14 protein-coding genes are annotated in these 13963 nt (G+C 53.7%); 13 read left to right on the top strand and 1 reads right to left on the bottom strand.

Going from position 1 to position 13963, the window contains the following annotated elements; genetic code table 11:
• The 6 genes from JRI95_02830 to JRI95_02805 form a co-directional block, all read left to right on the top strand.
• Positions 1 to 2698, top strand: a 2698-nt coding sequence (locus JRI95_02830; GenBank protein ID MBW2060479.1) for a CoB--CoM heterodisulfide reductase iron-sulfur subunit A family protein, incomplete at its 5' end; no start/stop codon positions are given.
• Positions 2699 to 2726: 28 nt separating this feature from the next.
• Positions 2727 to 3158 (top strand): hydrogenase iron-sulfur subunit, encoded by a 432-nt coding sequence (locus tag JRI95_02825; protein ID MBW2060478.1) that lies wholly within the window; start codon positions 2727 to 2729, stop codon positions 3156 to 3158.
• Position 3159: 1 nt separating this feature from the next.
• Positions 3160 to 4107: a 4Fe-4S dicluster domain-containing protein gene (locus tag JRI95_02820; protein ID MBW2060477.1), complete on the top strand. Its 948-nt coding sequence runs from the start codon at positions 3160 to 3162 to the stop codon at positions 4105 to 4107.
• Positions 4108 to 4118: 11 nt separating this feature from the next.
• Positions 4119 to 5147 carry a 4Fe-4S dicluster domain-containing protein gene (locus tag JRI95_02815; protein MBW2060476.1) on the top strand — a complete coding sequence of 343 codons (1029 nt, stop codon included), beginning with the start codon at positions 4119 to 4121 and terminating at the stop codon, positions 5145 to 5147.
• Between the two features lie 18 nt (positions 5148 to 5165).
• Complete coding sequence (locus JRI95_02810; GenBank protein MBW2060475.1) at positions 5166 to 6005, top strand: FAD/NAD(P)-binding protein; 840 nt, start codon at positions 5166 to 5168, stop codon at positions 6003 to 6005.
• Between the two features lie 146 nt (positions 6006 to 6151).
• A complete protein-coding gene (locus tag JRI95_02805) occupies positions 6152 to 6706 on the top strand; it encodes a hypothetical protein (GenBank protein MBW2060474.1) in 555 nt (184 codons plus the stop codon).
• Between the two features lie 2 nt (positions 6707 to 6708).
• On the opposite strand, the gene JRI95_02800 is transcribed toward JRI95_02805, so the two are convergent.
• Complete coding sequence (locus JRI95_02800; GenBank protein ID MBW2060473.1) at positions 6709 to 7377, bottom strand: MBL fold metallo-hydrolase; 669 nt, start codon at positions 7375 to 7377, stop codon at positions 6709 to 6711.
• A 214-nt stretch (positions 7378 to 7591) separates the two neighbouring features.
• On the opposite strand from JRI95_02800, the gene JRI95_02795 reads away from it, so the two are divergent.
• The 7 genes from JRI95_02795 to dsrB all read left to right on the top strand — a co-directional run bounded on the left by JRI95_02795 (position 7592) and on the right by dsrB (position 13962).
• Positions 7592 to 8803: a hypothetical protein gene (locus tag JRI95_02795; protein MBW2060472.1), complete on the top strand. Its 1212-nt coding sequence runs from the start codon at positions 7592 to 7594 to the stop codon at positions 8801 to 8803.
• Positions 8804 to 8820: 17 nt separating this feature from the next.
• A complete protein-coding gene (locus JRI95_02790; protein ID MBW2060471.1) occupies positions 8821 to 9219 on the top strand; it encodes a YjbQ family protein in 399 nt (132 codons plus the stop codon).
• A gap of 145 nt (positions 9220 to 9364) precedes the next feature.
• Positions 9365 to 9994, top strand: coding sequence for a tetratricopeptide repeat protein (locus tag JRI95_02785; protein ID MBW2060470.1), 630 nt, complete (start codon positions 9365 to 9367; stop codon positions 9992 to 9994).
• A gap of 13 nt (positions 9995 to 10007) precedes the next feature.
• Complete coding sequence (locus JRI95_02780) at positions 10008 to 10727, top strand: tetratricopeptide repeat protein (GenBank protein ID MBW2060469.1); 720 nt, start codon at positions 10008 to 10010, stop codon at positions 10725 to 10727.
• Between the two features lie 150 nt (positions 10728 to 10877).
• Positions 10878 to 11105, top strand: a complete 228-nt coding sequence (locus tag JRI95_02775; protein ID MBW2060468.1) for a sulfite reductase — start codon at positions 10878 to 10880, stop codon at positions 11103 to 11105.
• A gap of 476 nt (positions 11106 to 11581) precedes the next feature.
• On the top strand, positions 11582 to 12838 hold the full coding sequence (gene dsrA / locus JRI95_02770; protein ID MBW2060467.1) for a dissimilatory-type sulfite reductase subunit alpha: 1257 nt from the start codon (positions 11582 to 11584) through the stop codon (positions 12836 to 12838).
• Between the two features lie 20 nt (positions 12839 to 12858).
• Positions 12859 to 13962, top strand: a complete 1104-nt coding sequence (gene dsrB, locus JRI95_02765; GenBank protein ID MBW2060466.1) for a dissimilatory-type sulfite reductase subunit beta — start codon at positions 12859 to 12861, stop codon at positions 13960 to 13962.
• Position 13963 lies beyond the last annotated feature (1 nt).

The following is a 13963-nucleotide window of genomic DNA, read 5'->3' as shown; positions in this document are numbered from 1 at the left end:
GCGCCGCTGGCGTGATATTCCGGTGGAGGAGAAAAAGAAGCCCAGGCTTAAGATGCCCAGTCTTCCGGTTGAGGAGCGGCTCAAGGGTTTTGAGGAGGTTGAACTGGGCTTTGATCCTGAATTGGGCAAGGCAGAAGCGGCCCGGTGCATCTCCTGCGGCATCTGCTGCGAGTGCTTCCGCTGCGTGGCGGCCTGTCAGGCCGAAGCCGTAACCCGCGTCACCCACGCCATGCAGGACGAAAATATCGAGATCGAGGTTGGTTCACTCATCCTCGCCCCGGGCTCCAAGCCCTTTGATCCGAGTCTCTTTAATACATATTCTTATGCCAGCCATCCCAACGTCATCACGGCTTTGGAACTTGAAAGGCTGCTTTCTGCAGGCGGGCCGACAACGGGCCATCTCACAAGACCCGGTGATCAAAAGGAGCCGGCTACCCTCGCCTTCCTGCAGTGTATCGGGTCGAGGGACATCAACCAATGCGATCATGGATACTGTTCCAGTGTCTGCTGCATGTACGCCCTGAAAGAGGCGCTTATCGCCAAGGAACACGCTGGCAGTGACCTGGACATAACCATCTTTTTCATGGACATGCGCGCCGTGGGCAAAGATTTTGAGCGCTACTATGAAAAAGCCAAACAGGCCGGAATCCAGTTCGTCCGCTGCCGGGTTCATACCGTGAGTCCAGTGCCTGAGAGCGGCAACCTCTCTTTGCGCTACGCCACTGAAGACGGGCAGGTGCTGGATGAGGAATTCGAGATGGTCGTGCTCTCGCACGGTCTCGAAATTCCTCAGGAAACGATTGACCTGGTTGAGCGTCTGGATGTGGAGTTAGACCATTATAACTTTACCCGGACTTCCTCCTTTACGCCGGTAGCCACCAGCCGCCCCGGCATTTATGCCTGTGGCGTCATGACCGGTCCCAAGGACATTCCTCAGTCAGTCATGGAGGCCAGCGCCGCGGCTGGCGCTGCTTCAGCCCGACTGGCAGACGTCAGGAACACTCAGACCAGGGAAAAAGTAACGCCGCCACAAAGGGACGTGATGGGTGAGCCGCCCCAGATTGGTGTTTTTGTTTGCGACTGCGGTATCAACATCGCCGGTGTCGTGGACGTGCCTTCTGTGGCCGAGTATGCTCGCACCCTGCCGTTTGTCGAGTATGTTGAGGAAAATCTCTTCACCTGTTCTCAGGATACTCAGGACAAAATGGCCGAAGTCATTAAGGAGAAGAACCTGAACCGTATCGTGGTCGCGGCCTGCACGCCCCAGACCCATGAACCCCTCTTTCAGGAGACTATGATCGAGGCGGGATTGAACAAGTATCTCTTTGAGATGGCCAATATCCGCAATCAGGATTCCTGGGTCCACTTTGCAGAACCCGAGGCGGCCACCGAGAAGGCCAAGGACCTCGTGCGCATGGCGGTGGCTAAAGCGGCGCTTCTGGTGTCACTTCAGGAAACAACCATCAACGTGGAACACTCCGCCCTGGTCATCGGCGGCGGGGTGGCCGGCATGACCGCGGCTAAGTATCTTTCGGCCCAGGGCTTCAAGGTTGACCTCGTGGAAAAGAGTGAGGAGCTTGGCGGTCAAGCCAATAAGCTCTATCAGACCGCCACCGGCGAGAATATTTCAGCCTTTGTGAAATCGCTGGCCGATGAGGTCAAGGCGGATGACAAGATAGCCCTTCATCTGGGCGCCACCGTGGATAACCTGGATGGTTTTGTTGGGAATTTTAAATCAACGCTTTCCAACGGGACCGAGGTCACGCATGGCGCAGCCATTATCGCCACCGGCGCCGGTGAGCTCGAACCAGGGGAGTACCTTTACGGGCAGGATCCCCGCGTTCTGACTTCCCTGGAGATGGACTCCAAATTCATGAATAACGACCCAGGGCTTAAAAAGGCCGAGTCAATGGTCTTTATCCAGTGTGTCGGTTCGCGTGAGCCGGAGCGGATGTACTGTTCCAAGGTCTGCTGTACGCACTCCGTCATGAGCGCCCTAGAGATCAAGAAGCGCAATCCGGAGGCTTCGGTCTATATCCTTTACCGGGATATCCGAACCTTTGGCGAACGTGAAGACCTCTATCGTGAGGCGCGGGCCAAGGGGGTCATCTTCATCCGCTACAGCCTGGATAGTAAGCCTCAGGTCAGCCTGAGCGGTTCAGACCTGCAGGTGGGCGTCATTGATCCCATTATGCAGCGGGAGGTCATCATTAAACCCGATTACCTCGTTCTGGCCTCAGCCATCATCAGCCACCGTGATAATGAACTGGCCCAGATGTTCAAGGTGCCTCTTGACGCGGACGGCTGGTTTCTGGAAGCCCACCAGAAACTCCGGCCGGTGGACTTCGCGACCGACGGTGTATTCATGGCCGGTCTGTCCCATTATCCCAAACCGATCGAGGAATCCATCGCTCAGGCCCAGGCAGCGGCTTCACGGGCCACTACTATTCTTAGTTCGGCCAGCCTCATGGTCGGAGGCACGGTGGTTGAAATCAACCAGGTTCGATGCACCGGCTGCATGGTTTGTATTGAGGTCTGTCCTTTTAATGCCATTGAGCTGGACGAGAATGAAAAAGCCGTGGCAAACGAAGCGCTCTGCAAAGGCTGCGGCACCTGCGTCTCATCCTGCCGTTCCGGAGCTCCATCTCTAAAGGGTTTTACCAACGCCGATATTTTCGCTCAGATTGCCGCTTCCTGAAGGTGATGAGATGACAACGGAGACAAATATAGAGGAATTTCAGCCTAAGATCATAGCCTTTCTTTGTAATTGGTGCAGTTACGGGGCCGCGGATTTAGCCGGGGTCAGCCGCATGCCTTACCCGCCCAATATCCGCGTTATTCGGATTCCATGCACCGGCCGCATGAGCCCCAAATTCATCCTGGAAGCCTTTCGTCGAGGCGCGGATGGCGTATGGGTCTCCGGGTGTCATCCCGGGGACTGCCATTATCTGGCTGGGAATTATTATGCCCGGCGGAAGTTCGCCCTGTTCAATGATCTGCTCAGCTTCGTGGGACTGGAACCGGGGCGCCTGCACTTTTCCTGGATTTCTTCGGCCGAAGGTGCGAAGTTCGCCCGGGTGGCCACGGAAGTCATCAAGGCGGTCAAGGCGGCCGGTCCAAATAAGCGGTTTGCCAAGGACAGGGTTAAGGTGGCCTAATATGGAAGAACGGACGAAAAAGATACGTGAGATTGCAAAGCGGCTCCTTTCCGAGGGCCGTGTGGACGTGGTGCTTGGATATCGGGCCGGGACCGTACCGCTCAAAAATGCGCCTTATTTTGCCCGCACGCCGGAGGAGGCCGAGAATTTCATCTGGGATTCCCACGGTCGGATCAACCTGGCCAACTTCCTGCCGCAGCGCCAGGACCGCGTCGCAGTGGTGGCCAAGGGCTGTGACGCCCGGAACATCGTGAACCACATCGTTGAAAACCAGATCAAACGGGATCAGGTCTACATCATCGGCGTGCCTTGTCAAGGCATGATTGACCCGGGACTCGTTTATGAGCGGGAAGGACGTTTGATCGAGGAGGCCATTGAGGCCGATGGCAGGTTGATTGTCAAAGGTCAGGGCTTTGAAACCACCATGGAGCGCACCGAGGTCCTGCGCCAGAATTGCAGGAGCTGTGCATACCGCAACCCGCCGCTTTATGACGAGCTCGTCACGGACCCGGTGCCTGAACAGGAAGGCCTGGACCCATATGAGGACATCAAGGAATTCCTGACCAGACCGAACAGCGAACGCTTCGACTATTTTGAGAAGCTGATCGAACCCTGCATTCGCTGTTACGCCTGCCGGGATGCCTGCCCCCTGTGTTACTGTGCCGTCTGTTTTGTGGACGAACATATGCCTCAGTGGCTGGGCAAGTCCATTGATCCCCGGGACAAGATGACGTTTCATATCCTGCGGGCCTTTCACTGCGCGGGCCGGTGCACCGACTGCGGGGCCTGCGAAGCGGCCTGTCCCATGAATATTAAGGTCAGGCAGTTTACCCGCCGCTTGGAAATGGACGTCAAAGAACTTTATGGTTATGAAGCCGGGTTATCTCCGGATATCCAGCCCCCCCTGACGGTTTATCGCCCTGACGACCCACAGGATTTCATCAAGTAAGGACAACGCGTATGGCCGATATGATCCTGAAAAAAAGCGCCCTGGCTGATTTCATCAAGTCATTAAGTGGTTCATACAAGGTTTTCACTCCAAGCAGGGAAGGTCAGGAGGTCAAATTTGCTTCGAACCAAGGCAAGGTTTTGCTTGACTTCCAGAATACTCTCCTGTCGCCCAAAGACTTCTTTTTCCCACAGTCAGAACGGATGTTTGAGTATTCAACCGATCCTGCTGCGGCAGACGCCTTTATCTTAAAAGATATCGCGACTGAACCGGAGCCGCGTCTTGTTTTTGGTATCCGTCCCTGTGACGCTAGGGCCTTTGTCATTCTGGACAGGATTTTTAAGAACGATCAATACACCGACTCCTACTGGTTCGCCAGACGGGAAGCCACGACCCTCATCGGCCTGGGCTGCCAGAATCCATGCCCAACCTGCTTCTGCCTCAGCGTCGGCGGAGGTCCTTTTAGCGAGGAAGGTCTTGATGTCCTGGCCTGCGATCTGGGCGAGACCCTGCTGTTTAAGCCTCTGACCGAAAAAGGGCAGCAGGCCCTGGATAAGGCCGAAGGACTGGCCGAAGCCGACGACAAGACTTCTCAGGAGGCAGCCCGCATAAAAGAGCAGGCCGAGGCGGCTATCAGCAGCCGGATTTCGACTGATAAGATTGATGAAAAGACAGTTATGGAGCTATACGAGGCCCCTCACTGGGAGGTGGTCCAGGAGAGATGCCTTAACTGCGGGGTCTGCACCTTTGTCTGTCCAACCTGTCATTGTTTCGACATTCAGGACGAGGTGGCCGGAAAAGTCGGTGATCGGATTCGTAACTGGGACACCTGCATGTCCTGGCTTTTCACCCAGCATGGATCAGGACATAATCCCCGTGCGGACAAGACCTCGCGCGTCAGGCAGCGATTCATGCACAAGTTCAAGTATATTCCCATGAAGAGGGGCGGAGATATCGGGTGCGTCGGCTGCGGCCGCTGTATCATGCTCTGTCCGGTCAATATTGATGTTCGGGACGTAGTCCGCGACATGAACGCCTGAAAACAGTGAGGGAAGGAAGTGAGCAATCCATATAAGCCCTATCCGGTCAGGATAGACAAGGTTATTGTCGAAACCGAAGATAAGAACCTCAGGAGTTTCCGTCTGGTATTCCTCAACCCTGAGGATGACAAGGCTTTCGATTACACGCCCGGCCAGTTTGCCGAACTGTCGCTGGCCGGGTACGGGGAGATTCCCATCGGCATCGCCTCTTCGCCCACGGAAAAGGGGCATCTGCTTTTTACAGTCAACAAGGTTGGCGCGGTCAGTTCAGCCCTTCACAACATGAAAGAGGGCGATATCATGGGCGTGCGCGGTCCTTTAGGTAATTCTTACCCCTTAAAGGATATGGAAGGCCGGGATATCGTTATTGTCGCCGGTGGATTTGCCGTAACCACCCTCCGCTCGACCATCACCTGGATGCTGGATCCGGCCAACCGCGACAAATATGGGAAAATTACTTTCGTTTACGGCGCGCGAACACCGGGCATGCTGCTTTACAAGGACGAATGGCGCGCCTGGCAGAAACGGGACGATATAGACCCGTATATCACCATAGACCGTGAACATCCTGACTGGGACGGCCTGGTGGGGCTGGTGCCGGCCGTGCTTGAAGAGGCCAACCCCGGTTCTGAGAATGCCGTCGCTTTGGTCTGCGGGCCGCCGATCATGATTAAGTTCACGCAGCCGGTTGTGGAGAAGCTTGGGTTTGCCGATGAGGACGTCATCATGAGCCTGGAAAACCGGATGAAATGCGGCATCGGCATTTGCGGACGCTGTAATGTCGGGCCGGAGTATGTATGCAAAGACGGCCCTGTTTTTACCAAGGCCCAGCTCAACGAACTGCCCAGAGAATATTAATCTTTCCTGGTTGAAATAAGGATGGCCATGACGGTGTCTGCACGAACGGCCGCGGCCTTCCTGGTGTTTATTAGGGGAAACTTCTCAAGAGAGGTTTTCCCTTAATAATCGGGTAGTTCGAGATTAGTTCTACCGGAGAATGGCTTATGGCCGAGATTAAAAGCACGCTGGACCTGGTCATGGAAAAGACCAGGCACCTGGTCCAGTCTGAGGAGGAAAAGAAAGAAGCCCAGGAAAAAGAGTGGTCGGACAGGGCGCGCCGCCTCCTGCTCAAGCTCGAAGAAGGCCGGATCAAACCGGAGAGCCTGCCTCAGACTTTGCAGGATCTGGGGGACAGGGATACCCCGGCGTTTCGGCAGGCCTTACTGAAACTCATGGTGCAGGGTTTACTCATCGGCAAGGAAAACGACTCAATCCTGGCTGGCATGAAGCACTTAACTGCTGCCTCTTTAGGCCATATAATCCAAAGGATTGAGGACCTTCTTCAGGAATATGACCGGAGCATTATAGAGCTTACCCTGGCCTACCGGAAAAAGATCCTGGAGGAACTCAAGCATCAGGGTATCTCCGGGTCCGCGGTTCTACCCAAGGTTGATCAGGACCCTGCCTGGGCGGAAGCCCGGACTGGCATGAAGACTCAGTTTGAAGCCCGACTGAATCAGGCCAAGGCAGCCTTGACCGAGCGTTTACCGAGTGGCTGAGTTTAGAGCATCGGAAAATAGACCTGCTGGATAAATTGGAAGTTCCGCCTGACTTCTTCTGCGCCCGTTACCAGCGGGCCGTGTCCCGGAAGGAGGATTTCAATGTCCAGTTCGGCCATGCGCTTAATGTTTTCTTTCAGCTTGGCGCCGTCCCCGCCGGGGAAATCGGTTCGGCCCACCCCCTGGGCGAAAATCAGGTCCCCGGAGATGAGCACCTTCTGGTCAGGCCAGTAAAGGCAGATGCTTCCAGGCGAGTGGCCTGGGGTGTGATACACGTAAAGCTGTTTTTCTCCCAGCTCAAGTTCGCCTTCCACCAGGTTCAGGTCAATGTTGTAATCAGGCATCTTTTGCCCGAGAGCCTGGGAAAACGCGGGCCCGATTTTTTTTAGATAATTTTCACCATCAGGATGCATGGCCACCCGAGCGCCATGGCGGGCCAGGGAGGCGCTGGCTTCAAAGTGATCCGGGTGGCTGTGAGTATTGATGATCAGGTCCAAGGCCTTGACATCAATCCCATCCCTTTCCAATTGCCCGGCCAGATTAGAAAAAAGGGCCTGGTGGCCGGGGTCAATCAGGGCCTTGACCTTCCCGGTGATCATAATGCTGTTGCAGTTGTTCTGCGTGTAGCTTTCCCAGGGATAAAAATAGAGGTCTTGAGCGATCTTCATCATACCCCTCTGAGGTGCTTATTTTTGGCCGCGAGCATACCGGAGCTTGTGCCTGCGGTCAAGGTCAATCAGGGTGAAGTTCGAGAATATGTTCCTTATTGTAAATTCCCGCCGGGTATTTTTGGGTAGCCAGGGGCTGTTCTTTACGGTAAATTAGGATTACATGAGGTGAAAAGCTGTAAGACACTGAAACTCTGAGAAGACGCATGGAGAAAGGATGGCCAAACGCCGCAAAAAGGCAAAATCGAACCTGCCGCCGGAAGTGAAAGGCAGGCTTGAAGAAACGCTGACACAGCTCCTCCAAAAGATACCTGCTGGCGATGCGCTGAACCTCTTCCAAACTGCGACCGCAGGCCTGGCCGGATACGAATCCGATTTGATCCACCTCTTGGGAAGCCAGCCCAGGGTTGAGGTGTTAAATTTCCTCTACCGGCTGAAACCGGACTTAAAGGAAAGGGCCGTCTCCCGCGCTGTCAGGAGGGCCATTTACCGCCTAGAGCAGGCCGGTGTCAAGGCGGACGAAGGAGTGCTGGATAAAGGCGCATCGCTGCTCCAGCCGCGGGAATCCAGGCCAGCCCAGGGTTTTTTGACTGCATACGAATTACTGAACATCCGCTTCGGGCTGCTGGCCCTGCCAGCTCAAACCATAGGTATCAACTGCGCCAGCTTTGTGGCCAGCCATTCCCAGGGCCTTGAATCATTTGAGTTTATTGACCTGACTGGAGCTGGGTTCAGGCGTCATCTCAAGAACCTGATCAGTCAGGAGGCGGATACCCTGATTGAGGTCCCTCCGGGCCAGGTTCGCTTTGTTCTGGCCGAGGCCGCAGCCCGGACCATTGATCTTGGCCGCGTACTGCCTCAAGAGTATGAAAAATTTATCCCCCTGGCCGGGGTTGTGCCTCTTCCTGACCGGCCCCTGATCTATGAACTGATTGAGGCAGAACACCTTAAAGACAAGGTCAACCTCAGGACGACGGCCGCGCGCCTCCTGGACCATAAATTCCTGAACGGTTTTTTTCTGGGGGAAGAACTAAAACCGTACTTTAAAAAGCTTGACGAGATCGAGGAGTCCGTGCTGGTTTTGTCCGAACATCAAAAGGCCGAACGACGGCAGGCCGTTTACGAGCAGGCAGAGAGGGAAATCTTTGGACCGGAGAAAAGGGCCGTCCTGAAACGCTGCCTGGAGGAGACGGCCCTTCTTCTCTGGCAGGCAGAAGAAAAGAACCTGGCCGAAGGGGCTCTGGCTCTGGCTTTGGCTTTGGATTCGAATATCCAGGCCGGCGCTCAGCGCCGTTTTGACTTCATCCAGAGCCTGGTCCGGGATTCCTTTGATCGGATCCTTTCACAGGCTCCGAAGACCGACACGGTGGAGGATCGGTTTGAGCGCTCGGAGTCAGGCCTGATTCTTCCGGCCGGAATTAAGAGTTGAAATGAAAGGGGATGACCATGGCTGTTGAAATTGCGGTTCAGACCGGCCAGAGAACGGAGATGATTGATATCACGAAAAAGGTCCAGGACGAGGTGGCCGGGGCTGGAGTTAAAAGCGGTCTTGTTATCGTCTACACCTCCCATACCACCGCCGCGGTGACTATCAACGAAGGAGCTGACCCTGCCGTTAGAATGGATATCATCGAAACGCTCAATGAAATCGTGCCTTGGAAAAGGGCTTACAAACATGGGGAAGGCAATTCGCCAGCCCATATTAAATCGTCCCTGCTGGGGCCGTCCCAAACCATCCTGCTCGAAAACGGCCGGTTGCAATTAGGAAGGTGGCAGCATATCTTCCTGTGTGAATTCGACGGGCCTAGAAGACGGAAGGTTTGGGTCAAGATCATGCCCGATTAGGTCATTTGTTCTTCACTTTCAGCTATCAGCTTTCAGCTGTTACATTCAGACCTAGCTTAATATTGATGGCTGAAACCTGACCGATGACGGCCAAACGTCCATTCAAATGCGCAATTAATACTGACGTGGTTTTTAAGGAGCAACCATGACATTTGACGAGCAAATTAAACTGGAGGGTCTGATTGACCGTCTCAAGCAGTTTATCGGGGCCAGACCCCGAAACCCAACCGCTCATTATAATCTGGGTTTGGCCTTTATGCAGAAAGGCCAGATCGAAGACGCTGAATTTGCATTCAAAATGGCCCTGGAACTGGACCCTGATATGGTTGAGGCCCATATCAACCTGGGAGGTCTCTATCTCAAGCAAAAGAAGCTGGATGAAGCCATTGCTGAAAATGAGAAGGCGCTGGCTATCAATCCGCGAGCCATCCTGGCATATAACAACATCGGTTTTGCCCGGATGCTCCAGGATCGCCTTGAAGAATCGGCTCAGGCCTTTGAGAAGGCCATTGAATTAGATCCGGAGTTGATTCCGGCGCAGCTGTCTCTGGCGCGCGTCCTGGAGCGGCAGGGGGACCTGGATGGGGTCATTGCCCGGTATGAAAAGATCCTTGAAAAGGACGATAACTTCGCCTTGGCCCATTACAACCTGGCCCTGGCCTATCTGGAAAAAGGAGACCCGAACAAGGCTTCCGAGCATTACCGCCAGGCGGTGCGCCTGAAATATCCGGTTGATCCTGAAGTCGGCCGGAAAATAGAAGCCGCGCGGGGTTAGAGAGGCAAGGCCTGTGGATCGGCTCGAACAGATGGAGCAGCTCCAAGACGACCTTGATTTTGCCCGGGCTGAAGGAGATCGCGTGGCCGAGGCCAGGGCGCTCCATGAAATCGGCCGCATCTACCTCGATGAAAAGGTCTATGACGCAGCCGAAGAGTTTCTGAGTCAATGCGCTCAGCTCTGCCGCGAAAGCGGTCAGCCAGAAGATCTGGCTCGGTCCTTGATTGATTTAGGTGATCTGGCCTTGAGGCAGGAAAAGGTTGACAGCGCAGAAGAGTTATTCCGGGAATCTTTGAAAATATATCAGGATATGGGTCTGCCTCAAGGGCAGGCCTGGGTTCTAGATCGAATGGCCGACCTGGTGGTAAAGAGGGAAAATTGGGATGAAGCGCTCGATCATGCCCTCAAAGGGCTTGATCTCTGCCAGAAGGATGATGACAAGGTCGGGGCCATTTATTTCCTGGAAAAGATCATCCCCCTGTATAAAGCCAAGGGGGCGGCGGCGGATGTGGAGGCTTCCTACCGGGAGCTGATTACCCTGGCAGAGAAACTTGGCGATTTAGACCGCATGGCCCTGGGGCTGGTCGGCCTGGCCGATGTTTATGAACGCCAGGATGATCCTGGAAAGGCTGTACCTTATCTGGAGATGGCCCATGACATCTATTTGCGCCTGGGCAAGGAAAAAGAAGCCGGATTTATCCGGGAGCACCTGGAGCGAATGGGTAAATTATAAAGCCGTTTTGCGGTGTTGAAAATATTTACAAGCCGTTACATTTTTTTCGTATTTTGTTAAAAAATTAACAAGCTCCTTGACAATTATGCCTGAAGGTCATATAGTCCAGGCATTCATCAATTGGGCTACTGGCCCGATGGAGGTTAATGGATGGAAGACGCCGAAATAAAACAGCAAATACTTGACTGGCTGGAAAAGAAGGCAAAGTCAAAAAAGATGCACTACTTAAGTGACATCGCCAAAGGCATCGGCCTGAAAAAAAAGGAAATTAAGAAGGTCGTTCAAGGCATGATCGAAGACCATTCGCTTGAGTACTGGTCCAGTGGCAGCACTACTTATTATATGCTTCCCGGGGCCCGAGATCTTGAGGACCTCTAATCGTTGAGTCCATAGATTCTGGCGATTGTGGATCATTAATAGGGGCTTCGCTTTATCAAGCTGGCGCCGGTCTTCAAGCAAGACCCTCTCGCGGATTAGGTCAGGCAGTTTTCAGTCCCGAGTTTTATAAGCGCATGGCCCGGGTGAAGGATTTATAGAGTATCTTTATTTGAAAAATCCCTCCGAATCTATTGGCTTGAAACCGTGAAGTTTCATTTAATTTTTTCATTGACAAAAAACTAAGGGAAATTTATATTTCCCTGGATAAATTATAGTGACTGAAATACATTATTTCAGGCAGTTGATTCAATCTGTAATAAAGGCACAATGAGGCCGTTAAGGGTCTTAATCTTAAAATAACATGGGAAGGAGGTTAGGTTAGGGTTTCTTCAATCGAGAGGCACTGCTTTTTTTTTATTAAAGGATCATTTTTCAGGTTGCACCTGAAACGTTAAACATAATATCTGGAGGTAATTATGCCGATTACTCACAAAACTCCCCTTCTTGATGAACTCGAAAAAGGGCCGTGGCCGAGCTTTGTAAAGGATATAAAGCGAGCGGCTGATGAAGGCGGCAGTCCCACGGCCAATGATCTTCTGGGTCAGCTCGAGCTGTCTTACGAGCAGAAGATCGGTCACTGGAAACACGGCGGAATCGTTGGTGTCTTTGGGTACGGCGGCGGCGTGATCGGTCGTTATTCGGACGTGCCCCATCTATTTCCGTCTGTTACGCACTTTCACACCCTGCGTATCAACCAGCCGGCCAGCAAGTTTTACAGCTCTGAGCAGCTGAGGACCCTGGCCGATATCTGGGACAAGCACGGCAGCATGATCACCAACATGCACGGCTCTACCGGTGACATCATCTTCCTTGGCTGCCGGACTGAGGCCCTGGAGCCCTGTTTTGCGGACCTGACCGCCAATGGCTTTGATCTGGGCGGCTCCGGTTCAGCCTTACGGACCCCGAGCTGCTGCGTAGGCAGGGCGCGGTGTGAGTGGTCCTGTCTCGACACCCAGGACATCACCTATAATCTCACCATGACTTACCAGGATGAAATGCACCGCCCGGCCTGGCCTTATAAGTTCAAGTTCAAGACTTCTGGATGTCCCAACGACTGCGTCGCAGCCATTGCCCGGGCCGATTGTTCCATTATCGGCACGTGGCGGGATGAAATTCGGATCAACCAGAAAGAGGTTCAGAACTACGCGGACGCCGGGCTGGATATCCAGAAATATGTCATTGATCTTTGTCCGGCCGAGTGCATGTCTTATCAGGACGGTGAGATTCAAATCAACAACAAGAAATGCACCCGCTGCATGCATTGCATCAATGTCATGACCAAGGCGCTTCGGCCCGGGACCGACGTCGGCGCCACCATCCTTATCGGCGCCAAGGCCCCTATTCTCGAGGGCGCCCAGATGAGCGCGGTTGTTATGCCTTTCCTGAAGATGGAAAAAGTCAGCGACGACCTGGATGATAACTACACTGAGCTCAAGGACTTCATTGATAAACTCTGGGAGTGGTGGGATGAAAATGGCAAAAACCGTGAACGCGTCGGCGAACTGATTCAGCGGCTGGGCTACCGGGCCTTTTTGGATGCGGTAGAGATTGATCCCATTCCGCAGATGATTAAAGAGCCAAGGTCCAACCCGTACATCTTCTTCCTGGAACAGGACGTTGAAGGCGGTTGGGAACGCGACTTAGAGGAGTACCGGGCCAGGCACCAGGCCTAGGTCAGGAGGAGGTGTATAATATGTCAGACGCAATGAAAGATAAAATTACCGATATCGGTCCTCCGAAGTACGATTTGAATTGGACCCCTTTTATCAAAAAGAATTATGGCAAGTGGCTTTATCATGAGGAATTAGAACCTGGTGTGCTCATGCACGTCTCTGAAACCGGGGACAAACTCTGGACGGTGCGTATCGCCGGGACTCGCTTGATGAGCACCCTGCACATGCGTGACCTGGGGGCCCTGGCTGACGAATTTTCTGAAGGACTCCTGAGATTCACCACCCGGAATAACATTGAATTTCTGGTCTCTGATGAATCCAAACTCCAGCCTTTGAAGGACAAGCTCAAGGCCGACGGCCACGCCATCGGCGGCACCGGTGCGGGCATTACCAACATTATCCATACCCAGGGATGGATTCACTGCCATACCCCGGCCATTGACGCCTCGGGTATCGTCAAGTCGGTTATGGACGAGCTTTTTGAGTATTTTCATGATAAAAGATTACCCGCCAAGCTCCGCATCTCACTGGCCTGCTGCCTGAATATGTGCGGCGCGGTGCATTGCTCGGATATATCTATCCTGGGAGTTCACCGCAAACCGCCGTTGGTCGAGCATGAGCGCCTGCTCAAAGTATGCGAGGTCCCGACGACCATCGCTTCCTGTCCCACCGCGGCCATCAGGCCCTATAATTTTGAAAACGACGAAGGGAAGCAGGTCAAGTCGGTTCAGGTTAATAATGAACGCTGCATGTTCTGCGGTAACTGCTATACCATGTGCCCGGCCATGCCTCTGGCTGACCCAGTCGGGGACGGCGTGGCCCTGTGGGTCGGTGGCAAGGTCTCCAACGCCAGGTCCATGCCCAAGTTCTCCAAGCTGGCCGTGCCTTTTATACCAAATAATCCGCCGCGCTGGCCTGAAGTGGTTGAAACCATCAGAACCATCGTCGAAGTTTACGCAGACGATGCCCGGCCTTACGAGCGCATGGGTGATTGGATTGAGCGGGTTGGCTGGGAGGAGTTCTTCAAGAGGACAGGTATTGAATTTACCCACTTCCATATTGACGACTATCGCTTTGCCATGACCACCTGGCGGAACACCACTCAGTTCACGTTCACCGAATAGA

The organism is Deltaproteobacteria bacterium (genome assembly GCA_019308995.1).
In the GTDB taxonomy this organism is placed as follows: Bacteria; Desulfobacterota; Desulfarculia; order Adiutricales; family JAFDHD01; genus JAFDHD01.
This window is presented reverse-complemented; position numbering and strand designations above follow the sequence as displayed.